This is a genomic window from Nostoc sp. CHAB 5836, from assembly GCF_020829445.1.
Lineage (GTDB): Bacteria > Cyanobacteriota > Cyanobacteriia > Cyanobacteriales > Nostocaceae > Nostoc.
This window is the reverse complement of sequence record NZ_JAIVFV010000121.1, coordinates 1-21,517: the sequence shown is the minus strand read 5'-3', so window position 1 is coordinate 21,517 and position 21,517 is coordinate 1. Positions and strand designations below refer to the sequence as shown.

General features: G+C 42.5%; 21 protein-coding genes and 1 pseudogene. 11 read left to right on the top strand and 11 right to left on the bottom strand.

The window, feature by feature from the left end:
• Window positions 1-127: 127 nt before the first annotated feature.
• The 4 genes from LC605_RS21825 to LC605_RS21810 all read right to left on the bottom strand — a co-directional run bounded on the left by LC605_RS21825 (window position 128) and on the right by LC605_RS21810 (window position 4,416).
• Window positions 128-1,180 (bottom strand): aromatic ring-hydroxylating dioxygenase subunit alpha, encoded by a 1,053-nt coding sequence (locus LC605_RS21825; RefSeq protein ID WP_229549623.1) that lies wholly within the window; start codon window positions 1,178-1,180, stop codon window positions 128-130.
• A 161-nt stretch (window positions 1,181-1,341) separates the two neighbouring features.
• Window positions 1,342-1,779, bottom strand: coding sequence for a secondary thiamine-phosphate synthase enzyme YjbQ (locus LC605_RS21820; RefSeq protein WP_229549622.1), 438 nt, complete (start codon window positions 1,777-1,779; stop codon window positions 1,342-1,344).
• A gap of 68 nt (window positions 1,780-1,847) precedes the next feature.
• Window positions 1,848-3,059 carry a pyridoxal phosphate-dependent aminotransferase gene (locus LC605_RS21815; RefSeq protein WP_229549621.1) on the bottom strand — a complete coding sequence of 404 codons (1,212 nt, stop codon included), beginning with the start codon at window positions 3,057-3,059 and terminating at the stop codon, window positions 1,848-1,850.
• Between the two features lie 10 nt (window positions 3,060-3,069).
• Window positions 3,070-4,416 (bottom strand): transposase, encoded by a 1,347-nt coding sequence (locus LC605_RS21810; protein ID WP_229549620.1) that lies wholly within the window; start codon window positions 4,414-4,416, stop codon window positions 3,070-3,072.
• Window positions 4,417-4,498: 82 nt separating this feature from the next.
• Between LC605_RS21810 and tnpA the strand changes: the two genes are divergently transcribed.
• Window positions 4,499-4,906: an IS200/IS605 family transposase gene (tnpA, locus tag LC605_RS21805; RefSeq protein ID WP_229549619.1), complete on the top strand. Its 408-nt coding sequence runs from the start codon at window positions 4,499-4,501 to the stop codon at window positions 4,904-4,906.
• A 96-nt stretch (window positions 4,907-5,002) separates the two neighbouring features.
• On the opposite strand, the gene LC605_RS21800 is transcribed toward tnpA, so the two are convergent.
• From LC605_RS21800 to nrdJ, 3 genes are read right to left on the bottom strand one after another with little or no spacing between them, the layout of a single operon-like run.
• Entirely contained in the window at window positions 5,003-5,221 is a 219-nt protein-coding gene (locus LC605_RS21800) for a hypothetical protein (RefSeq protein ID WP_229549618.1), read from the bottom strand.
• Window positions 5,211-5,432: a hypothetical protein gene (locus LC605_RS21795; protein ID WP_229549617.1), complete on the bottom strand. Its 222-nt coding sequence runs from the start codon at window positions 5,430-5,432 to the stop codon at window positions 5,211-5,213. The genes LC605_RS21800 and LC605_RS21795 overlap by 11 nt, the downstream gene beginning before the upstream one ends.
• Window positions 5,433-5,451: 19 nt before the next feature.
• Complete coding sequence (gene nrdJ, locus LC605_RS21790; RefSeq protein WP_229549616.1) at window positions 5,452-8,718, bottom strand: ribonucleoside-triphosphate reductase, adenosylcobalamin-dependent; 3,267 nt, start codon at window positions 8,716-8,718, stop codon at window positions 5,452-5,454.
• Window positions 8,719-9,416: 698 nt separating this feature from the next.
• Here nrdJ and LC605_RS21785 point away from each other — a divergent pair.
• From LC605_RS21785 to LC605_RS21760, 6 genes are all read left to right on the top strand, one after another.
• On the top strand, window positions 9,417-9,758 hold the full coding sequence (locus LC605_RS21785; protein ID WP_229549615.1) for a KGK domain-containing protein: 342 nt from the start codon (window positions 9,417-9,419) through the stop codon (window positions 9,756-9,758).
• Between the two features lie 66 nt (window positions 9,759-9,824).
• Window positions 9,825-11,069, top strand: coding sequence for a tRNA lysidine(34) synthetase TilS (gene tilS / locus LC605_RS21780; protein WP_229549614.1), 1,245 nt, complete (start codon window positions 9,825-9,827; stop codon window positions 11,067-11,069).
• A gap of 238 nt (window positions 11,070-11,307) precedes the next feature.
• Complete coding sequence (locus LC605_RS21775; RefSeq protein ID WP_229549613.1) at window positions 11,308-12,003, top strand: Uma2 family endonuclease; 696 nt, start codon at window positions 11,308-11,310, stop codon at window positions 12,001-12,003.
• A gap of 748 nt (window positions 12,004-12,751) precedes the next feature.
• Window positions 12,752-12,922, top strand: coding sequence for a hypothetical protein (locus LC605_RS21770; protein WP_229549612.1), 171 nt, complete (start codon window positions 12,752-12,754; stop codon window positions 12,920-12,922).
• Window positions 12,889-13,074 (top strand): hypothetical protein, encoded by a 186-nt coding sequence (locus LC605_RS21765; protein WP_229549611.1) that lies wholly within the window; start codon window positions 12,889-12,891, stop codon window positions 13,072-13,074. Before LC605_RS21770 ends, LC605_RS21765 begins: the two co-directional genes overlap by 34 nt.
• A complete protein-coding gene (locus tag LC605_RS21760) occupies window positions 13,071-13,259 on the top strand; it encodes a hypothetical protein (RefSeq protein ID WP_229549610.1) in 189 nt (62 codons plus the stop codon). The genes LC605_RS21765 and LC605_RS21760 overlap by 4 nt, the downstream gene beginning before the upstream one ends.
• A gap of 75 nt (window positions 13,260-13,334) precedes the next feature.
• Here LC605_RS21760 and LC605_RS21755 read toward each other — a convergent pair whose 3' ends face one another.
• Window positions 13,335-13,529, bottom strand: a complete 195-nt coding sequence (locus tag LC605_RS21755; protein ID WP_229549609.1) for a hypothetical protein — start codon at window positions 13,527-13,529, stop codon at window positions 13,335-13,337.
• 96 nt (window positions 13,530-13,625) lie between these two features.
• Between LC605_RS21755 and LC605_RS21750 the strand changes: the two genes are divergently transcribed.
• A complete protein-coding gene (locus LC605_RS21750) occupies window positions 13,626-14,324 on the top strand; it encodes a Uma2 family endonuclease (protein ID WP_229549608.1) in 699 nt (232 codons plus the stop codon).
• A gap of 79 nt (window positions 14,325-14,403) precedes the next feature.
• Here LC605_RS21750 and LC605_RS21745 read toward each other — a convergent pair whose 3' ends face one another.
• Both LC605_RS21745 and LC605_RS21740 read right to left on the bottom strand, forming a co-directional pair.
• Window positions 14,404-19,041 carry a tetratricopeptide repeat protein gene (locus LC605_RS21745; RefSeq protein WP_229549607.1) on the bottom strand — a complete coding sequence of 1,546 codons (4,638 nt, stop codon included), beginning with the start codon at window positions 19,039-19,041 and terminating at the stop codon, window positions 14,404-14,406.
• Window positions 19,042-19,368 (bottom strand): hypothetical protein, encoded by a 327-nt coding sequence (locus tag LC605_RS21740; RefSeq protein ID WP_229549606.1) that lies wholly within the window; start codon window positions 19,366-19,368, stop codon window positions 19,042-19,044.
• A gap of 161 nt (window positions 19,369-19,529) precedes the next feature.
• Between LC605_RS21740 and LC605_RS21735 the strand changes: the two are divergent.
• From LC605_RS21735 to LC605_RS21725, 3 genes and pseudogenes are all read left to right on the top strand, one after another.
• A pseudogene (locus tag LC605_RS21735) lies at window positions 19,530-19,829 on the top strand (type II toxin-antitoxin system HigB family toxin).
• On the top strand, window positions 19,813-20,214 hold the full coding sequence (locus LC605_RS21730) for a type II toxin-antitoxin system HigA family antitoxin (RefSeq protein ID WP_229549605.1): 402 nt from the start codon (window positions 19,813-19,815) through the stop codon (window positions 20,212-20,214). Before LC605_RS21735 ends, LC605_RS21730 begins: the two are co-directional and overlap by 17 nt.
• Before the next feature lie 268 nt (window positions 20,215-20,482).
• On the top strand, window positions 20,483-20,998 hold the full coding sequence (locus tag LC605_RS21725; protein WP_229549604.1) for a hypothetical protein: 516 nt from the start codon (window positions 20,483-20,485) through the stop codon (window positions 20,996-20,998).
• Window positions 20,999-21,323: 325 nt separating this feature from the next.
• Here the strand turns inward: LC605_RS21725 and LC605_RS21720 are convergent.
• Window positions 21,324-21,517: uroporphyrinogen decarboxylase family protein (locus LC605_RS21720; protein WP_306426876.1), on the bottom strand; the 194-nt coding region annotated here is incomplete at its 5' end.

The window sequence follows — 21,517 nt, the reverse complement described above, 5'->3', positions numbered from 1 at the left end:
TTTGTCCACTGTGATGCAAGTATTTTGGGCTATTTTACCTCCTTGTCTTGCACCTGAATATACTTCTAGAGTCTGATAATTTAGATACTGTCACCTTTTCTTTCTTTTTCAGCAAGCCCTACTTAATTTAAGCACGCCAACGGAGTATTTGACCCTTGACAGGATTCACAAATTCTCGTTCTTCAGCAACAGATCGAGCATATTCCCGCTTCAATTGGTAATACCACTGCGCTTGCATATCTGAGTCCTTAATCAATCGCAGCACCGGATTATATTTCAAACCAATTTGCTGTTTTTCTACAACCGTTCGGTCTTGGCCAATGAAAGTCCGCGCCAGCACGTGTAACAGTGGCTTGAAAAATCCCACCCAAGGAAGTGTCCAGTAAAGAGCAAAAGTTACCTCAGTTTCTGTGTCTGAAATCGGTGTAACTGCTGTCAAATTAACGACTCGATTGTTACCAATGGTGGTTTCTTCGATTCTGACTCCAGGTAAACGAAAGGAAATCTCTGTTTCCGGGACACCACCGCCAATCAGCCAATATAATCGACCCCCATTGGCTGGTAATCGGTGTCGTCGCATCGTAAAGCCGTAGGGCGAAGCATCAAATTGCTTCACTTCTTCGTGCAATTGCTCATTTCGCCACCACCAAGCGCGATGAACGTAGGGTGAATGAGCCGGATCCATCAGACCTACCACTGCATGATCTATAAAACAGGGGAATTTTACCACCTCTACGAACTGGTGAGAGCGATCGTCAAACCCAGGAATTACTGGAATTTCCATCTCAGAAGCAGGTTGAGGGTTATCGGGATCAGCCATGTATATCCAGATATTCCCTTGGGCTTCGCGAACTGTATATGACTGCACGTCGAAGCGACTCAAATCCATCTGCTGTTCTTCCACAAGAGAAGGTATGGCAGTACAGCGTCCAGCCGAGTTAAAGCGCCAACCGTGGTAACAGCATTCAACTTCCTGCCCATTGAATCTACCACAACTCAGGGGCACACCACGATGGGGACAAATGTCGGTCATTGCAGACACTTTGCCATCCTGGTCACGAATTAACAGCACTGGTTCTCCCAAGAAAATGCGGCTGATCATCATACCTGGCTTAATTTGATTACTAGGCAGAGCATAGTACCAAGTATTACGTAATACAAAATTATCGTTATTTTTCATAACTAATACTAAATTGAGATGACTTTTAATCTAAATAGGACTTACGCAAAAACCCTCTCAAACTCTCATTCCTCCGTGAACTCTGCGTCCTCTGTGGTTCGTTTTCCGTTGCCTTTGCGTAAGTCATACTAAAATCCAAAATTGGTATATGTGAAGTTGGATTATTCCCCAGAAATTTGTACAAATACTGTTCTTTTACGCGGCCCATCTAACTCAAAAAACAACACAGATTGCCAGGTTCCCAAAGCTAATTTACCATCCACAATGGGAATTATCTCACTAGTGGTCAGCATCATTGCCATTAAATGAGAGTGAGCATTAATCGGTTCATCTTCTGGAACATCCCTTAGATGCAAGTCATTATGCAAATAGCTGTCTGATTCAGGTGCTAACTTTTGCAAAAATATTTTTATATCTTCTAATAATCTGACTTCATTTTCGTTGATAGATAACGCTGTTGTCGTGTGTTGAGAAAATACTAAAACTTGCCCATTTTTAATTGATGCTGAAGCAATAAAATCTTTAATTTGTGGCGTGATATTATGAATATTAATTTTTGGCTTAGTTTCAATTTCAATTAACTTATGAATAATTGGCATCTGTTAAATTTTATATTTGGGATTGAAGGAAAAATCTAAAATCGTTCGACTGAACGCTCACTACAAGTCTAAAATCCTTGCATTGAATCCCTGCTCCTAACTATAGTTTCCAGACCTTGCACTAATCTCTCTATACCTTCTTTTGCTGTCTCTTTTTGCAGCGCCCCATAAGCAACGCGTAAATAGCAGCCATTATCCATACCAAAAGTTGTACCTGGAATAACTGCTACTTTATATTCCTGGATAAGTCTTTTGACTAACTCAAAAGCATTCATTTGGCTATGAACTTTGAGGAAAAAATAGAAGGCGCCATTAGCGGGGGTAATGGTACATAAGCCTTGTAGCTGATTAAGGGAGTCTAATACTAGTTGGCGTACTTGAGCGATGCCTACGGCTGGCTGCGCCAACGCTCCTATATTACTCTTCAAATACTCCTCTTTCGCCTGCAATGCTCCTAAAGCTGCATATTGAGAAATGACTGGTGGACAAATCAAAATTGTATCCTGGACTTTTTTGACGGCGACAAGTAGGTGTTTGGGAATCACCATGTAGCCAATGCGCCAGCTAGCAAAGCCGTATGCTTTGGAAAGGCTATAGAGAGAAATAGTGTACTCACTACTATTATCAAATGCACCAGGGGAAATATGTTTTACCCCGTTATAGGTAAAGTATTCATAGGCTTCATCGCTGATGTGGTAAATACTGTGAGTACCGCAAATTTGATTTACTTGGCGCAATGCTGTTTCAGAATAGACGACTCCAGTTGGATTATTTGGTGAAATTGTGACTACAGCCCGTGTTTTGGGAGTAATTGCTTGAGCGATCGCTTCTGTTCGCAGTTGGTAATTTTCGTCTGTCGCCACTAACACAGCACGACAACCAGCCATTGCGATCGCCATTTCGTGATTAAAATAGTAGGGTGTATTCAAAATAACTTCGTCACCTGGGCTAGTGATAGCAAGAATGGCATTCATAAATCCCATATTGCTCCCTGCTGTCACGACAATGCAGTTTTCCCCATTGATTTCAATGGCGTTGAAGGCTTGCAATTTTTCAGCGAGTGTTGTCAGTAATGGGGGAATTCCCTCAACTGATTTGTATAGATTATTGCTTGGTTCAGCCAGGAATTTGGATAAAAATTCTCTCGCTTCCAGTGGTGGGTTGTAAGAAACAACACCTTGTCCTAGAGAGATTGTTCCAGGAGAATTTTTAATCAGTTCGCCAACCACAGGAATAATCGGTGACTGTACCGCGTGCATACGAGAGATTAGGGATTCCATATTTCGATGCTTATACTTTATGAACTACCTCTAGCTGGCTTCGCCTGAGAAGCGAGGTTTCTACATCCTCTAACCTGTTTTTAGCGAAATTACTTTGAGATTTCCGACGCTTCTTTTCCCCTAGTTGCCTCATACTTCCTGCTTGTTTGCTCTTATGTGAGGTAGAGCTAGCAAGATCAGCGCCTACGAGACTGGTTCCCAATCCCGGTAGAGTACCTTTAGCCCAATAAAGCATAACCTCGGCAGCAGCGATATCCCTATCTTGTGAATATGTACAAACACTGCACTCATGTACTCGGATATCGAGTGTTTTTTTGTGCTGGTGTCCACATTTAGGACAGGTTTGAGAGGGTTTTACTTCGCGCAAAGGAACCTCGATAAATACACCACCAGTCTGTTCTACTTTGTATTTGATGGTGCTACGCAACATACCAAAACCAACATCAAGAATAGACTTGTTTAGCCCAGCCTTCTGTTTTTTGCGCTTGCCTTTTTTAGCCCTACTAGTCATGTTTTTAACTTCTAACTTTTCAGTCGCCACCATGCTATTACTGCGGGTTATTTGTGTGGCGATTTGGTGTACCCAATTCTGGCGTTGGTTAGCAACTTTGTGGTTAAGTTTGCTAACCTTTGATTGAGCTTTTTTGAACCGTCTAGAAGCTTTTATTTTTTTCTTTCTATTCGGCGCACGTTTACGCCTCTTGTCAATAGAAGCTTTCTTGATTAAATATTCTGCGCTTCTCAAAAACTTAGGAGCATCTATTTGTTGATGATTTTCACCGTCAGTAATTGATAACGCAGATTTACACCCCAGATCAATACCAACAGCACCAACTGGTAGAATCTCTGGCTTAAGAATTTGGTCTAATACGTTAACAGTAATCGAGGCATACCATTTCCCACTGCGATCAAGAATAGTGCAAGTAGTTGGTTTACCCCAATACTTAGCTTGACCACGCATCTGAATAAGTCCAATTTTAGACAAATTGAGATACCCATTTTCTCCGTCTGACTCTACCTTAAAACCTGCACAGTCTGGATAAGTCCAACCTGAATAGTGGCGAATTGATTTGAATCTAGGTCGTTTACCCAATCCCTTAAACCAACGCTCAAAGGCATAATCAACACGTTTTAAGGTTGCCTGTAGTGCATGACTTGGAAGCTCTTTATATTCTATCCAAACCTCTTTAAACGCAGGTAAACAGTTTTGCTGCTCAAAATAATCAACTTTGTGATTATAGATTTTGTACTGGTTAAATCTGTTATTTACTGCGGCATTGTACAAGTCCTTATGGAGCTTTCGGTGATACCGCAAAATTGATTCAGTTTTCTCGTTTGGGTATAACCTGAAAGTCATTCGTCTTGTTGCCACAGGATGTTTTTCCCCTCCAAGAATCTGGTATATTAGTCATAATACATCGGACACGGTTATTTGTCAAATGCTTCCTCGTAAAGGGTCACACGCTGTTTTCTCGATTCACTTGCACTTTGTTTTTGTTACCAAGTATCGCAAAAAAGTAATTACCGCACCAATCCTTGAGAGGATGCACGAGATTTTTGCAAATATTTGCATTAAAACTAATTGCATTTTGATAGAATTCTCAGGCGAACAAGACCATGTTCATTTGTTGGTAGATTACCATCCAGACAATAATATTTCTGATTTCACTTCTAGTTTAAAGTCTGCTAGTAGTAGGGTTATTCGTAAAGAATTTAAAGAGCATATTGACAAGTTTTACTGGAAACCCCTGTTTTGGTCTAGCTCTTATTATGTTGCGTCAAGTGGAGGCGCACCAATCGACAAATTAAAACAATATATTAAAGATCAAGATGCGCCAATCGAATAAATATGGATTGGTTATTTCCACTTCGTTCCAATAACCCGCTCTGATCCCTACCCTACTAAAAGTTGAGGGTAGGGACTGCCGCGATACGTTCAAAATTTAGTCAATCGAAATCTGCTGAGGGCCAGTGGCTTTGCCATTATGTGCGTCCATAGTCTTGCTGGTGTAACTATTTGAGCAGATTTGTTTATCTAGCCAGCCTTTAACGGGATCATCTGCAAGATTGAGCCGAAGCACACCAGAGAAGAACCCACTCACAAATGAGACTGGATGTTGAGTAAATTCTTTGAATATAGGTGACAATTCATCAATGAACATTGAGAGACTCCTGGCACTGCCGTAAAAAATTATTACTTCTTAATTGATCGTAACGTGTTAAAGCATTGGGCATTGAGCATTGGTTATTCCCCTCATCCCCCTCATCCCCCTCATCTCCCTCATCTCCCCCATCTCCCTCATCTCCCCCATCTCCCTCATCTCCCCCAATCCCCAATCCCCAATCCCCAATCCCCAATCCCCAATCCCTCATCCCCACTCACTTCCCCTTATCAGCTTGGTTGCTGATCAGGAAACATACACTTGTCAGAATCACAACCACTAGGGCCAGCCTCTGTCATTTCGCCTAAATCGTAGCGGCTTAACACTGCACAGAAGTCATCTGTTTTGCGTCGTGCTTTCACCTCTTGAGTTAAGCGATCGTAGGTTGATTTGTCTATTGGTTCAAAGGGCAAACGTGGGAATGATTGCAAATCGTCAAAACGGGCTAAAAGGGCTGCTGAAATATATCCCTCATCATTCTGGATCGTTTCGTAGATCCGCTGCCCCAAAGGTTCGATTTCATCAGAGCGAAGTTCCAAAGTAGCTGATGTGTTGTGAGTCACGTACCAACGCTGAACCTGGAGGACAAAATCAAATTGAGCTAAGGCTGAAAACTTAGAAATATCAATTTCATCAGCCCCAGATAAATCAGCCCAAGTTACAGAAACAGGGATTTCCACTAGCCACTCAGTCACTCGTGAATCAAAGGGATCATTGAGCAAATTACCCTGTTCATCTTTGTCAGATTGAGAGGGAATAACATTGTAACCATAGTCAATACAAGCTAAGGCTACTGGGTCATTTTTGCCGAAGGTGATCCGGCGAATAAATCTTTGCGCCTTGGGGGGATGCCACCCTGAACTAGCATTAGTTAACAAAGCCTTAGTACCACTGGGTTGAACTGTGGTACAGCGATTTGGACGCTTGAGATTGTGGCGATCGCAATAATCCCAAACTACCCGATGTACAATATCTCTCCAAGAACTTAGATATTTTTCTTCCTCTTGCTTAAAAGCTAATCCTTGTGCAGTTGCGGGTCTTCCTTCTTCCCACCAGCGCAGCCAATGAACACCAAAAGCATGGACAAAGAAATCAAATAAACCTGTAAAAGAAACTCCGACAATCGGGTCTAATTCACGGCTGTATTGATAGCGTGGTTCCAGGAATTTATGATTTAAAAGTGCTGCTACAGATAGCGCCCCAGCAGTGAAAGCCTCCTCTTGTTCTTTGTAGTTATGTGGGTCAATTTGATTAAGGTGAACCTCTGACAAATTGCAATTGCCAGTTAGGGTATTGCCAAATACTCCTTTGTGATATTCAGGTTCATTAAAGCAATAAGTATCGTGCAAGCTTGGCAATTCTTCCACACCTCTGACTATTTGCCATTTACCTTTGTATTTGGAGTCACACCCTTTGCTCACATCCAAACGCTGGCAAGGAATTTGTCCACAGTCAGTAATTTGCAAGTAGTATAAATCTTGACTGCGAACACCATAGTTAGTTACTGACCCTTTATGAGCGCAGAGATTTAAAGAAGAACGAATACCGCATTTAGTTAGCAATAACTGCACTCGATATGCACGTTCGTAATCAGAGATGTAAATCCTAATGCCATTGCTATGTGTATTTGTGCCATCTGTATCTGCTAAACCAGCGATAAAGTGCAAAATTGCTGGGCGATTCCAACTAGCAATTACATTCAGTGACTCTGGATTTGTTTTTAAACTCTTTAAAAATTCTCCAGAAAAACCTAAGTCTGTTACATCTCTAAAAGTCGGCAAGTAGTCATAGTTTCTTTCAGGAGACTTACTTCCGATTACAGATAAAGCTGCTTTCTGTTTATAAAGCCTAACTTTGGCATTACCATTTTGGTCTGTAGTGCCATCTCCCACAGCTACTCCCAAAGTATAGGCATAACTTGGATCGATGTTTAATCCATCTTCATACTGAATAGTAAAAGGCTCGGTATGAATGGCATATCTACTAACATCCATCAAATCCTTGGTTTGGACTTCTTTGTATTCTTTCTCAAATCTATCCTTTACAAAGAAGCGATGATATTCGGTTGCATCCAAGTAAGTACCATCTGCAAATTTGACTCGATATAGCTTGCGTTCGCTACCAGTTTTAAATGGTGTTACTTGGCTCCATTTTTGACCATTCCAAATTTCAATTTCACCTCCAACAACATCTTTGATTTTATGCATTCCATCTCTAGTGATAAGCAAGGTATCACCACTCACACAATGGAAGTTGGCGCCTACTATTTCTCCGCATGGATTTAAAGCATATCGCTGCAAACGATGTTCTAGCTCATTAGAATCAAGATTTGGATAACGTTTTTTTAACCACTCTTTTGCTGTTCCTTGTTCATAAGCTTGCAAAAAACTAACTTTTAGAGATTGTGTTGGCAGCAAATCAATGTTCGATCGCGCCACAGCTTCACCAGCCCATTGAATCGCTCCCTCGCCACTATAATATTGTTTGCGGACAGCACCAACACATTCTTCTAACGTCGGCTTGCGGTGAAAAACTCTGGTGTGATTTGCCATCCTGAGTGCATCACGCTCTGGATCAATTCGCCAGTTGCCACTTTTATCTTGCTGCCATAAGTTATCTTTGGCATCGGCGAACAAACTATCTTCGCTAGAACCTTGCCTCATACCAGCTGATCGCCGAATGTTACCGGCAACAATTGTTACAGCAGCCTGGTCGATTAACAGACAGCATTCAACTGAATTTAATTGTCGTCCTAAAGCTTTATTCAAGATGGAGGCACAACGCTGATAAAGTCCGGGCAATTTTACCGGATTCGCAACTCCTCCAAAGCCGTTGAGAGTTTCTCCTGATTTTCTAACATCGCTGATATCAACTAATACTTCAACTTCTGCTGAAAATTGTTCATCAGTGGAAAGTTCTAATAGGGCTTGATATGATTCAACCCAACCTTCACGGCTATCTCCAACGTGAATAGTGACGTTATTGCCTTCTATATGAGTTTCAGTATATTCACGCCGTTGTTGCACAGGAGTGCTGCCAATTTCACCTTGAACAATGACATTCAGTTGATTACGGATGGGGGGTAACTGGTTAATAAATTGTGGTTCTAAGACGCCTCCAGTACCACAACCCATCATTGCTAAATCCATCATTAATCCAAAGGCACTCCAGTCTTGGAGATTGGTAGAGGTGCAATTATAAGCCCCGGAAAAATTCTTTGGCTTGGTTATCCAGTCTGTACCACCAACCCATAGCCAGCGTCCACTGGGCATAGCTTTCAAGTTGCGCTGCATCTTATCCAGTATGGCAGTTTCTTCGGGAGTTAACTTTCCCAACTTGATTAAGCCGAGTAGAGTGCGATCGCACACCTCATCCCATGTTTCCCTTAGTCCCGCCTTGGTGCGGCGGCTATAGGTTCTAAAAAATACGGGGTTAGCAGCCGGTGCAGTTTCTGGAAACCTTGCACTCTGGCGTGTTCTTTCGAGATTCTGAACCATATTTTAAGTGTCTTGCGTTCTTCTTGCGTGCGGACAGATTATGACTATACGCCAAGTAGTTTTAGTATTAAAGATTGTCAAATTGTCCATTTTACGCTAGCTCTACCCTGCACTAATTACAACAAAAATTTATGATGTATAATGTCCCTCACCGAAACAGTGCTGAGTAAAATTAATTGCAATCAACACTTGATACTTACGACTCTTTATTACTTCCCCACAACTAAGGTTGACAATTAAACAAGTTGTGGCTTCAAGTCAAATCCAAGCAATTAATTTCGATCTCTTGGGAACTATAAATTAGGACCTACGCAATAACTCTCTGAAACTCTTATTACTTTGTGTCCTTTGTGTCCTTCTTTCAGGGGGAGACGCACTCGCCTTTGCGGTTCGTTTTTTGATTATTTTGCGTAAGTCCTGTAAATGTAGTTACAGCTGACTTTTCACGGTATCTGGAAAACCTCACTTCTATTTCTCTCTCCTACAAGGAGAGAGACTTTGAATTTTCGCCCTTCCCGTGTCGGGAAGGGGGCTACGGGGTTAGGTCAATCGTTAGCTTTTCCATATAACTAGGACTTACGCAAAAACCCTCTCAAACTCTCATTCCTCTGTGACCTCTGCGTCCTCTGTGGTTCGTTTGACCTTACCTTTGCGTAAGTCCTAATAACGTGAAAAGTCAGAGTTACAGGAGATTGATTATGAATGATGAATGGAAACCTCTAAATCCTGATGATGATGTTGTGCATTTTCACCAAGAAGCATTTGAAAATTTACACCGCACTCAAATAGTCTTTCAGTTATTAAAGGAAGTCAAGAAAATTTGGGCAAAACACTGTACATCGTCAACGTCAAAAGTATTTGATGAAGGATTTGAATGTTATGTTTTAATACCTGGTCAACAATGGCGAATAGGTAAAATTAGAGTACGCTTAGAATTTTGCCCTGATGAAACTGAAATCGAAGATAATCGATTAAATATCAAACAGGAAAGCTCTCCCCTCGACGATCTTCGGCAACAACTCAATGAAGGTCAAAACTAATATACGAGTTTACAGACACCGATATAATAGAAAATTATCTGTGTCTGTGTGCGTTGAAAAAACAAAATGGTATGGACTCCCCTACACGCAAAAATCCATCGCACAATGCGATCGCGCCACTTATTCGAGCGCAACCGGCGGCTATTAGTCGCTGTTTCCGGCGGACAAGATTCTCTGTGTTTAATAAAATTACTTTTAGATTTACAATCCAAATGGGGATGGGATTTAGGTATTGCCCACTGCGATCATCGCTGGCGTTATGACTCCGAAGCTAATGCTCATCACGTCGAAAATTTAGCGAAAACTTGGGGTATATCTTTTTATTTAGAAACAGCGAACAAACCGATAAATAGTGAAGCTGCTGCACGCGATTGGCGGTATCAAGCTTTAAGTGCGATCGCACAGGCAAATAATTATCAATATATAGTTACAGGACACACCGCCAGCGATCGCGCCGAAACTCTCCTCTATAATTTAATTCGCGGTACTGGTGCTGATGGCTTACAAGCCCTGACTTGGCAACGTCTCCTAACTACGGGCATTATGCTAGTGCGTCCACTTTTAGAAGTCACTCGCACACAAACAGAGCAATTTTGTCAAGAATTTAAATTACCAATTTGGGAAGATTCCACCAATCAAGATTTGCAATATGCCCGCAACCGCATTCGCCAAGAATTAATACCATATTTGCGAGATAATTTCAACCCCCAAGTAGAATCAGCCTTAGCCCAAACAGCAGAACTGCTGCAAGCGGAAGTGGAATATTTAGAAACAGCTGCCCAGGAGTTGCGGGATGGGGCGATGAGAGTAAGTGGGGGAGATGGGGGAGATGCGGGAGATGAGGGAGATGGGGGAGATGGGGGAGATGAGGGAGATGGGGGAGATGGGGGAGATGGGGGAGATGGGGGAGATGGGGGAGATGGGGGAGATGGGGGAGATGGGGGAGAGGGGGGAGATGGGGGAGGTGGGGGAGATGAGGGAGATGGGGGAGATAAGGGAGAAATATCTTCCTCATCCTCCTCATCTCCCTCATCCTCCTCATCTCCCTCATCCTCCTCATCTCCCTCATCCTCCTCATCCTCCTTTGATTTTCCCTTGAGGTTAAATCGTCGGGTGTTGCAGAAAGCACCACTGGCGTTGCAACGTCGGGTGATGCGTCAGGTATTGCAGCAAATACTGACTGATGCGCCCAGTTTTGAACACATCGAAAAATTAACGGCTTTAATTATAGCGCCCAACCGTTCGCAAACTGATCCATTTCCTGGTGGTGCGATCGCTCAAGTAGAAGGTGACTGGATCTGTTTGAAATAGTTTTGAGTATTGTATTGCAAAGCAGGGACAGCTTTGTCGAATTCACGTTAAATCACACTCTCGCATTTTTCTAAATTGCTATCAAAATTTATTAATAAAATAAAGATGTACTAAGCTGTTGCGCCTTGAATTTGCACTAATATTTTTTCAATATGATTGTGGGTGGGCCGAAAAGCCCGCCCTGATAATGCAAGTTGTATAGATAACAGCTTAATCACCGAAAAATAGTAAGCCCATCATGCTAAATTACGATCCATTAGCTTGTTTGCCCTCATCAGAGGAACTACCAGACTCTGACGACACCCCAGTGGATAACGAATTACAAGATTTAATTCCCGGTTTACTCAAAGCGCTTTTGGCAATGGCTTGGTCTGAACGCATGGATTGGTATTTTGGCGTTGACATGGGTATTTATTACGATCCAGACTTACCGCCAATAGTACCAGATGGGTTTTTGAGTCTGGGCGTAGAGCGATTTTATGATGAAAACCTCCGCCCCAGTTATGTGCTTTGGGAAGAAAAGAGAGTACCAGTATTAGCGCTAGAAGTAGTATCTCAAAAGTATCGTGGTGAGTACTCTACTAAAAAATCAGAGTATGCGAAATTAGGGATTTTATATTATGTAGTCTACAATCCAAATCGTCGCCGAAAGCCACGGTTGGAAGTTTACAAATTAGTTAATAATGCTTATGAATTACATGATGGTAATCCCATTTGGTTGCCAGAGATCGGTTTAGGAATTGGCATGGAACGGGGAACTTATCTAGGCATTCCCCGCGAGTGGTTGTATTGGTACAATCAGCAAGGGCAAAGGCTTTTTACACCACAAGAACAGGCAAAGCTTGCTCAACAAGAAGCACAAGAAGCACTGCGACGCGTCCAATTGTTAGCAGAACGGTTGCGATCGCTCGGCATAGATCCTGATTTAATCTAAAATGGAGTTCAAAGACTCATCCACGAATATCAAAGCCTCATTACAGCATCTAAATTATTACTAGCCTTGGCGACTAGAAGTCGCGGCTATACAGACAAAACCCACCTGCGTGGGTTAAGAAGTTTGATTTTTCGTTAGTCCGCGTAGGCGGACTTTGTTTGTGTAGCCGCGATTTCCAATCGCCCTTTTCAAACATCCTCTAAGATTATATAAACATTGATTGATTCCGGTTCCCCCCTTTTTAAGGGGGGTTAGGGGGGATCTAGAAGTGCCTAAAATTACAGCCGACCACTTTTAAAACATCCTCTAAAAACATTCTGCTACATTAACAAAGTCCACAACGAAGCTCCGAAGTTCATTCACCAAGCTCTGAAGTTCATTCACCAAGCTCCGAAGTTCATTCACCAAGCTCTGAAGTTCATTCACCAAGCTCCGAAGTTCATTCACCAAGCTCCGAAGTTCATTCACCAAGCTCCGAAGTTCATTCACCAAGCTCAAAGGTTCATTAATGGAGTTCAAAGACTCATTCACAAAGCTCCGAGGTTCACGAATGAAGCTCTGAGGTTCATCAACGAAGCTCCGAGGTTCACGAACGAAGCTCCGAGGTTCATTAACGAAGCTCAAAGACTCATTTACGAGTATAAAAGACTCGCTCACGAGTATCAAAGACTCATTACAGCAATTTTGATTTATTTAAAAAACACTCTCAATACGGTTCGGTTAAGATTTCCCCGCCTATGGCGGTGCTTTGCTAACTTCGCCTCATGCTTTGGAAGAAACACGGCGTAATATTACAGCTAAATATCCCCAAGCTTTAACACGATTGGAGCAAGATTTAATCCCCAAACTAACTATAGTTGGAGAAGCACCAATTGCACGAGTCAATTGGGCAATGGAGATAGGACTACCTTTGAGCTAGAAACCTTCTACCGCGTATGTGTACGAGCAAGCAATCTATTAAAAACAATTGAATTAACTCGCTATGATACACGCTCTCAAAGAATCGTAGTGTTAATAGGCGAAACAATTCAAGTAGAAATTTTAAGTAACGGCGAGGAATTAATTCAATGAGTAACTATGAACAATTGAGCGAAACCGAACTGAGAACTTATGTAAAAACACATCCAGATGATGAGGAGGCTTTTCAACATTATTTAACAATTATGAGGGCAAAACCTAACCGAGTTGTAGTTAGCACAGAAGAACAAGCCCTAATTGAATTTAGGAAGAGAATACAAGCGGAGTCAACACCCTAACCTGCACTAACCCCATCACACGCATTCAATCACCCGATTCCCCTACAACCACAATTCTCACCCCGTAGCGCGTCTCTAGCTGTGGGGTTTTTGGTGGTTGAGTGCGTAGGCGTAGCCCGTCGTAGACATCGCTTCATCCACTTCCCCTTTGTCGGCGTAGATATATCCCAGTTCGTGCAACGTCGCCGCTTTGGTTTGGACATCACCAATGCGTTCAGTTATTTCCAAAGACTGATTGAAAAGTGCGTAGGCGTAGCCCGTCGTAGACATCGCTTGGCATCGATCCTGATTCTCTCATTTAAATTGCTATTAAAATTCATTTATAAAATAAAGATGTACTAATAACTGAGGAAGAGTAAACCCATCATGCTAAAGTACGATCCATTAGCTTGTTTGCCTTCATCTGAGGAACTGCCAGACTCTGACGATACCCCTGTGGATAATGAATTACAAGATTTAATTCCCGGTTTACTCAAAGCTACCTTAGCAATGGCTTGGCCAGAGCGCATGGATTGGTTTTTTGGTGTAGATATGGGGATTTATCATGACCCAGATTTACCAGCGATAGTCCCAGATGGATTTTTGAGTTTGGGCGTAGAGCGATTTTATGATGAAGGACTCCGCCCCAGTTATGTGCTTTGGGAAGAGAAGAAACTACCCATATTAGTGCTGGAGGTGGTATCTCAGACATATCGCGGTGAATACTCGACTAAAAAAGCAGAATATGCAAGATTGGGGATTTTGTATTATGTAGTTTACAACCCATTTCGTCGCCGCAAGCCACGTTTAGAAGTTTACAAATTAGTTAACAATGCTTATGAATTACATGATGGTAATCCAGTTTGGTTCCCAGAAATAGGTTTAGGAATTGGCATCGAACGAGGAACTTATTTAGGCATACCACGGGAGTGGATGTATTGGTATAACCAACAAGGGCAACGGTTTTTAACACCAGAAGAAAAGGAAAAACTTGCAGAACAAAAAGCTCAACAGGCACAGCAAGAAAACCAATTATTACGAGAACGGTTGCGATCGCTCGGCATAGATCCTGATTCTCTCACCTAAATAGCTGTAAAGATTCATTAATCAAGTAAAGCATAACAATTGCGATCGCTCGGCATAGATCCTGATTCTCTGTCCTGAATTACGAATTACGAATTATCCTATCAAGACTTGCACTCACACTTTCAGCATCCGGTGACTTCAATCGCTGCAAAATCTCTAAAGCTGGTTGCAAATAGGATATCGCTTTAGTGTATTCACCCTGCTGTTCTGCCAAATCTCCTAACCTCCACAGAGTCCTCGCTTGAGTTCGGACAGCACCAATGCGTTGAGTTATTTCCAAAGACTGATTGAAAAGTGCGATCGCTTGCTCCACTTCCCCTTTGTTGGCGTAGATATATCCCAGATTGTTCAACGTCGCCGCTTTGGTTTTGACATCACCAATGCGTTCATTTATTTCCAAAGACTGATTGTAGAGTGCGATCGCTTGCTCCACTTCCCCTTTCTTGGCGTAGATACGTCCCAGTTGGTGCAACGTCGCCGCTTTGGTTTGGATATTACCAATACGTTCATTTATTTCCAAAGACTGATTATAGAGTGCGAGCGCTTCATCCATTTCCCCTTTATTGGCGTAGATCATTCCCAGACAGTGCAACGTTGCCGCTTTGCTTTGGACATTTCCAATGCGTTCATCAATTTCAAGGACTTGCTTGTAGAGTGCGATCGCTTGCTCCACTTCCCCTTTGTTGGCGCATATACCGGCCAGTTCGTGCAACGTTGCTGCTTTGCATTGGACATCTCCAATGCGTTGAGTTATTTTCAAAGACTGATTGAAAAGTGCGAGCGCTTGCTCGACTTCCCCTTTGTTGGCGTAGATACATCCCAGAGAGTGCAACGTCGCCGCTTTGCCTTGGACATCACCAATGCGTTCTTTTATTGACAAAGACTGACTATAAAGTACCATCGCTTCATCTACTTCCCCTTTGTTTGCGTAAATATCTGCAAGATTGTGCAACGTTGTCGCTTTGTCTTGGACATTACCAGTGCGTTCACTTATTTCTAAAGACAGATTGTAGAGCGCGATCGCTTGCTCCACTTCCCCTTTGTTGCCGTAGATAAATCCCAGACAGTGCAACGTCGCCGCTTTGCCTTGGGCATTACCAATGCGCTCATTTATTTCCAAAGACATATTGTAGAGTGCGATCGCTTGCTCCACTTCCCCTTTATTAGCGTAGATCATTCCCAGTTGGTGCAACATCGTCGCTTTGCCTTGGACATTATCAATGCGTTCATTTATTTCCAAAGACTGATTGTAGAGTGCGATCGCCTGCTCCACTTCCCCTTTGTTGGCGTAGATACGTCCCAGACAGTCCAACGTCGCCGCTTTGCCTTGGGTATTACCAATGCGTTCATTTATTTCCAAAGACTGATTGTACAATGCAATCGCTTGCTCCATTTCCCCTTTTTTGGCGTAAAGAATTCCTAGTTGGTGCAACGTCGTTGCTTTACCTTCGATATTAATGCGCTCATCAATTTCCAAAGACAGATTGTAGAGTGCGATCGCTTGATCAATTTCCCCTTTGTCAGCGTAGATACTTGCTATATTATGCAATGTTAGTGCTTTCCAATAAGCATCACCAATATGTTCAAAAACTTCCAAGCACTGATTGTAGAGTGCGATCGCTTCATCCACTTTCTCTTTCTTGGCGTAGATACCTGCCAGTTGGTGCAACGTCGCCGCTTTGGTTTGGACATCACCAATGCGTTGAGTTATTTCCAAAGACTGATTGTAGAGTGCGATGGCTTGCTCCACTTCCCCTTTGTCAGCGTAGATAAATCCCAGACATTGCAACGTCGACGCTTTGCCTTGGAGATTACCAATGCGTTCTGTTATTTCCAAAGACTGATTGTAGAGTGCGATCGCTTCATCCACTTCCCCTTTTTTGGCGTAGATCATTCCCAGTCGGTGCAACGTTGCCGCTTTGCCTAGTACATTTCCAATGCGTTCTTTTATTTCCAAAGACTGATTGTAGAATGCGATCGCTTCATCCACTTCCCCTTTGTTCTGGTAGAAAATTGCCAGCTCATGCAACGTCGCCGCTTTGGTTTGGACATCACCAATGCGTTGAGTTATTTCCAAAGACTGATTGTAGAGTGCGATCGCTTCATCCACATCCCCTTTTTGGAATTTTAGCATTCCAAAATTACGATAAATTGATGCTAATTCTTGTTCGTCTTTTGCAGGACAAAGATTTAAAGCTTGTTGGTAATAGTTTAATGCTTGATCAACCTCACCCATTTGATGTTCACAATAAGCAATTGCGTTGAAAACACTATGGTTTTTAGTAAATTCTAAAGTTGATTTACACAGATGTATTGCTTCTCGAAATCGACTTTGATACAAAAAGCGGTTTGCCAATGAACTAGCTATTTTCGCAGCAATTTCTTCATCCTTCCCCAACAATGCCAACCGATGAATTTCTAACTTTTGTGCTTCCGTAGAACTTCCCGCCTCTTCCCACCACAGACGATACAAAATTTGTGCAGCTTGTTTATACAACTCTTCACCCTTGGGGTTTTCTGGAAACTCTAGCAACGGTGACAAAATCCGGGGAACACGATACAACCTCTCTGCGTTGTTGGTGAGGGTAACTTCCAACAAACCCAAAATTTCAGCGCGTTGAATATGACTTTCCCAACTTGAGATATCCTCACAAATCGGGTCAATAGCAGCTAGAGGAACAGGTAACTCATACACCAACAACTTCCCCAGCATTTGACGCAAAGCTGGAGTTTGCTGCTTCAGCAATACCTGTGCCAAAATATCCTCACGAAATTCCTTTTCCTTATCAGCCATCTTTTGCAGAATCATCTCAACTCCCCTCATATACCCCTCCTCGCTTGCGGGGAGGGGTGCCGTAGGCGGGGTGGGGTTCTGTGAATTTTGCAAAATCTTATCCAACCATTCCAACAGCCGAGGATTTCCATCTGCTGCTTTTTTGGCACGTTCGGACAAATCTGGCTGAAATTGCCAACTGCCATTAAACGAATCCAGACGATTATACTTTTTAATTAAATCTGCCCCACCCAAAGCCCCCAGAGGTTCGCGGTACAGACGATGATTCAGTTCCGACAAAGTGAAATCATAGCGACAGGTAATAATTACCTTGTGGGGAAGTTGGGAATTTTGCATCGCCTTCAGCAACGCCAGCAGTACATCCACAACTTGTGGTTGCAAGACATAAACCCCATTTCGTAATTCCAAATTAGCCTCAAAGTCATCCAGCACAAAGGCAAAGCGCTGTTCTTTGGTATTCAGTCCTTCAGTGAAAAACTTGGTGAGGCGCTGCATCAAGGGTAACTTGCCATTGAGAATTTCATGCCCCCGTTCCGAGGTACATTGTTCAGCAAGGGTTTTGAGCAGTTTGTCCTCATCGAGTTGCCGAAAGTTCACCAGCCTGTGATAGCCAACCATCCTTTCCAGAAGTCGCGCCGTCACAGTACTCTTACCCACACCCCCCAGTCCGTGAATTAGTACCCCTAATGAAGTGCGAATTGCTTTGAGACAACGTTGCAAAGTCCGCCGTCTCCCAACAAACTCAGAGGGTTTCGCCACCCGCACCAGTTGGGTATCGGGATCTAAAAACTGTTGATATGCAGGTTCCGGCGCTGAGGGTGGCACATCTCCCACCACATCCACCAACGCACCGGGACATTCTCCCTGGACATATAACCGCAACAAATGCCAGTCACGCACATTCTGTTTAAACAACTGCTGGTAAGTGCTAGCGAGTGCTTGTGCTAATTCATATCCAGCCGCCAATTTCCCGTAGAGGTGCGCGGCGGCGGCTGTAGCTGTCCGATCTTCCACAGGTCGCCCCCAACTTAAAACCGCCCTCGCCCCTTGGGCAATTAGTGCCTCAGCCATTGAAGGGACAGCGCCTTTATCTGGTGCTTGTCCAGTCCGACACCCAGATAAAAACACCAACTTGGGAAAGCGAAACCGGAAGACTTCCGCCAGTTCTGCGGCTGTCGTTTCGTGGCGTTCCCCGATTTCCGTCTCCGTAATAAAGTAAGGCGTATTCGGCTTTAAATCTTCTCCCCTCGTCGCTTGCGGGGAGGGGTTGGGGGTGGGGTTCTTTTCCGCTTCAGCAGGAGTAATTGACGCGTGTCCTGTGAGGTGAAACACATCAAAGTCATTAAAATAGCGACTCCACACCTTACCCAACTCACTAACGCAACCGCTTTCTTCCACCCGCAAATCTAAATTAAAATCTCGCGTATCTGCCAGAATTCTCGCTTCTTCCTGTTCAAACTCTAACTTTGGTTGCACATCTTCCGGATCGGTTGCCATAAACAATACTCGCAATTGTCGTGGTTCCACAGAAAACCTTTCAGTTTCTTTCTCAATCCAGCGCAGAGGTAACACCACTGGATTAACCCGCTTCACCAAAAAATCCTCACCATCATGCAGCACTTCCCAAGGTAGATGTGCCAGTTGTTTATCAGTATCAATGGCAATTACCAACTCCTCACCGCGACAGTTAGCAATTCCCCGACTCAACCAGCGTCCATCCCCATCCAACCAAAAAAATAACTGCTTCCCGATTCCTAGTAAATTAGGCAGCAGTTTATAATAATCGCGATCGCCTTGCTTGAGGAAATCATCGATTTCTGCTAATTTCAGGCGACGTGATTCATAGGGCTTTTGAGGTAGCCAATACCTGAGTTCAACTGTTTCCTGCGTACTTTCCCGAAGTTGAATGCGGATAGTTTGCACTTATTTGCTGAGAGATTTGAGGATTTCCGTGATTTCCTCTATGGTAGCTTCTTCAAGTAAAATCCTGTTTCCAGTAACAGGGTCAAGAATTATTACATCAAATTGCTTTCCTGGATGGGATTTATGCCATTCTTGATACCATTTGCGGATTTGTTCAGCTAAAGCCGCAGCACCGCCCACAATACCGATAATAGTAGCTATAGCTGCCAAAGTTCCCTCTCTTTGCGTCGGAACTTCATAGCTTCCCGATATTCCAGGAATTTCTAGCAAAGCCTCGGCTGCTGCTGGTACGTCTTCGCCTTCGATTCCGATTTGAATTTCCGCCATAAAGTTACCTGCGAATTTATACAAGATTCTGTATATTATCCGTAAATAGTGAAGCTGCTGCACGCGATTGGCGTTATCAAGCTTTAAGTGCGATCGCTCAAGTAGAAGGCGACTGGATCTGCTTTAAATAGTTATTTAAAGGCTTTTTATGATCAGGGACGATGCACATTATTAGTTTTAGAATCTTAAGATAATATGCAGAAACCCATGCAGATTGTCAGGAAGCATTAAGCAATTGGTATCAACTTGTTACTAAAGCTAAATGGTCAAATTTAGTTGAAGTACAGCAGGTTTTTCCTAAAGCTGAAGCTGTTGAAAATTTTACAGTTTTCAATATTAAAGGAAATAAATATCGCTTGATTGTTAGTATAGATTATTAAGGACAGTTAATTTATATTAAAAATATCCTGATTCATGGGGAATACGATAAAGAGAATTGGAAAGATGACCCTTACTTTTAATGCAGATAAATACAAGGAATTATTAACAGCTTATCTTCCCAAACTGATAAAAAATGAAGCTGAGAATGAGCAAGCTTTAGCGATAGTAGAAGATTTAATGCACCGGGAACGCACCCCAGAAGAAGACGAACTTTATCAGTTATTGATTACTTTAATTGAAAAGTTTGAGCAAGAGTATTATCAGCCAAGTCAGCAGAATAATCCTTTATCTATATTGTTATTTATTTTAGAGGAATCTGAGAAAAGTAGAGATGATTTAGTAGCGGTTTTAGGAACAGAAGATTTTATTGATAATATTTTAAATGGACAAAAAAAGATAAATACAGAACAAGCGCTTAAGCTAGGAGAGTTTTTTCATGTAGAATCTAGTTTATTTATGGAATAATAACTAAGTTCGTAGTTGGGCTTTATCCCAAAAAACAAGTTAGGGCTGAAGCCTAACTACAAAGATTTGAGTTAAAAACTTTCTTAATAAAAAGACAAAATATTTAAAACAAAACCTAAAGTGTTGATAGGTATAGTTTTGAAAAATAGTATAGTTGCGGGGAAGTCAAAAAGTATGTATCGGTAAAAACCCTTTTATGACACTTAGGGTGCGGAATGTAGGATACTAACGATACGAGACAACAATCAACTCAAACAAAGGTTAGGAAATGAAAACCATCTATCAAAAACTTGCACTTGTTGCCACAGGCACCGCCCTAAGCTTGACTGCGCTAGACGTTAACCCTACACAAGCTGCTTTTAAGACTGTCGAAGGCAATTCAAATCGACAAATAGCATCTATTGTTGGGGACGAATCTTTCAGCTTTAAGGTAAGGAACCTGCAACAAGAGCGAAAACCTGAACTAAATTCAAAGAAAAACAGTCTCATCGCTCAAACCGACTATAAGGTCAAGCATTACTACTACACTGGTAATACCGACTCTAACGGCTACTTTCAAATACCACACAAGTTGGATGTAAGCAGAATTCTCGGTATAGAAACTGCTGTGCGACACACGAATGGCAAATGGTACACTGTATTCAAGAGCAACTTATACGACAACACTTTTGGGTTTGACAGTACATACGTATTTGGGCAAATCGCATGGTCAGCTTTTTATAACAGACCTGTGAGAGTCGTCGTCAAATACCAAGATACCTCAAAGCCTTCAGATGATTATTAATACTGCACTAGCCTACGAATGAAGTGAACCAGCCACTACTAACTACACGAGGCATCCGGGAACGGGTGCTTATTTGTTTTGTAGCTTAATGCATCAGCAAAGAATATATTAACGTGAGTTCGACAGGTTAAAAAAGGTACAAAAAAGCTGAGACTGTACTCCTAACTCCTAACTCCTAACTCCTAACTCCTAACTCCTAACTCCTAACTCCTAACTCCTAACTCCTAACTCCTAACTCCTAACTTGTTAAGACGCTAGTAATTCTGGCTGAGGCATTAAACTTTGGAGAGTATGACGCAACTGAGCGATCGCTTGGAGTTGATAATCACCCGTTTCCTGGAATTGATCCAAAGATTCTCCAATTAAGAGCAGCTTTTGCCGTAATCCATCTAAAGAAAGCGACATTTTCTTCGGGAGTTTCTGGTAGGACACCGTGACCGAGATTGAGAATGTGACCCCAATTACCAGCTTTGCGAACGGTATCGAGAATGCGATCGCGGATAAACTGTTTAGAGCCGA

Coding starts and splice junctions, on each gene's coding strand:
- LC605_RS21820 (WP_229549622.1), bottom strand. CDS start 1,779: ATGCCAATTATTCATAAGTTAATTGAAATTGAAACTAAGCCAAAAATT.
- LC605_RS21795 (WP_229549617.1), bottom strand. CDS start 5,432: ATGAGGGATTGGGGATTGGGGATTGGGGATTGGGGATTGGGGATTGGG.
- LC605_RS21800 (WP_229549618.1), bottom strand. CDS start 5,221: ATGTTCATTGATGAATTGTCACCTATATTCAAAGAATTTACTCAACAT.
- LC605_RS21725 (WP_229549604.1), top strand. CDS start 20,483: ATGAAAACCATCTATCAAAAACTTGCACTTGTTGCCACAGGCACCGCC.
- LC605_RS21750 (WP_229549608.1), top strand. CDS start 13,626: ATGCTAAAGTACGATCCATTAGCTTGTTTGCCTTCATCTGAGGAACTG.
- LC605_RS21755 (WP_229549609.1), bottom strand. CDS start 13,529: ATGTCTACGACGGGCTACGCCTACGCACTTTTCAATCAGTCTTTGGAA.
- LC605_RS21825 (WP_229549623.1), bottom strand. CDS start 1,180: ATGAAAAATAACGATAATTTTGTATTACGTAATACTTGGTACTATGCT.
- LC605_RS21730 (WP_229549605.1), top strand. CDS start 19,813: ATGACCCTTACTTTTAATGCAGATAAATACAAGGAATTATTAACAGCT.
- LC605_RS21785 (WP_229549615.1), top strand. CDS start 9,417: ATGAATGATGAATGGAAACCTCTAAATCCTGATGATGATGTTGTGCAT.
- tnpA (WP_229549619.1), top strand. CDS start 4,499: ATGCTTCCTCGTAAAGGGTCACACGCTGTTTTCTCGATTCACTTGCAC.
- nrdJ (WP_229549616.1), bottom strand. CDS start 8,718: ATGGTTCAGAATCTCGAAAGAACACGCCAGAGTGCAAGGTTTCCAGAA.
- LC605_RS21810 (WP_229549620.1), bottom strand. CDS start 4,416: ATGACTTTCAGGTTATACCCAAACGAGAAAACTGAATCAATTTTGCGG.
- LC605_RS21815 (WP_229549621.1), bottom strand. CDS start 3,059: ATGGAATCCCTAATCTCTCGTATGCACGCGGTACAGTCACCGATTATT.
- LC605_RS21760 (WP_229549610.1), top strand. CDS start 13,071: ATGAGTAACTATGAACAATTGAGCGAAACCGAACTGAGAACTTATGTA.
- tilS (WP_229549614.1), top strand. CDS start 9,825: ATGGTATGGACTCCCCTACACGCAAAAATCCATCGCACAATGCGATCG.
- LC605_RS21775 (WP_229549613.1), top strand. CDS start 11,308: ATGCTAAATTACGATCCATTAGCTTGTTTGCCCTCATCAGAGGAACTA.
- LC605_RS21740 (WP_229549606.1), bottom strand. CDS start 19,368: ATGGCGGAAATTCAAATCGGAATCGAAGGCGAAGACGTACCAGCAGCA.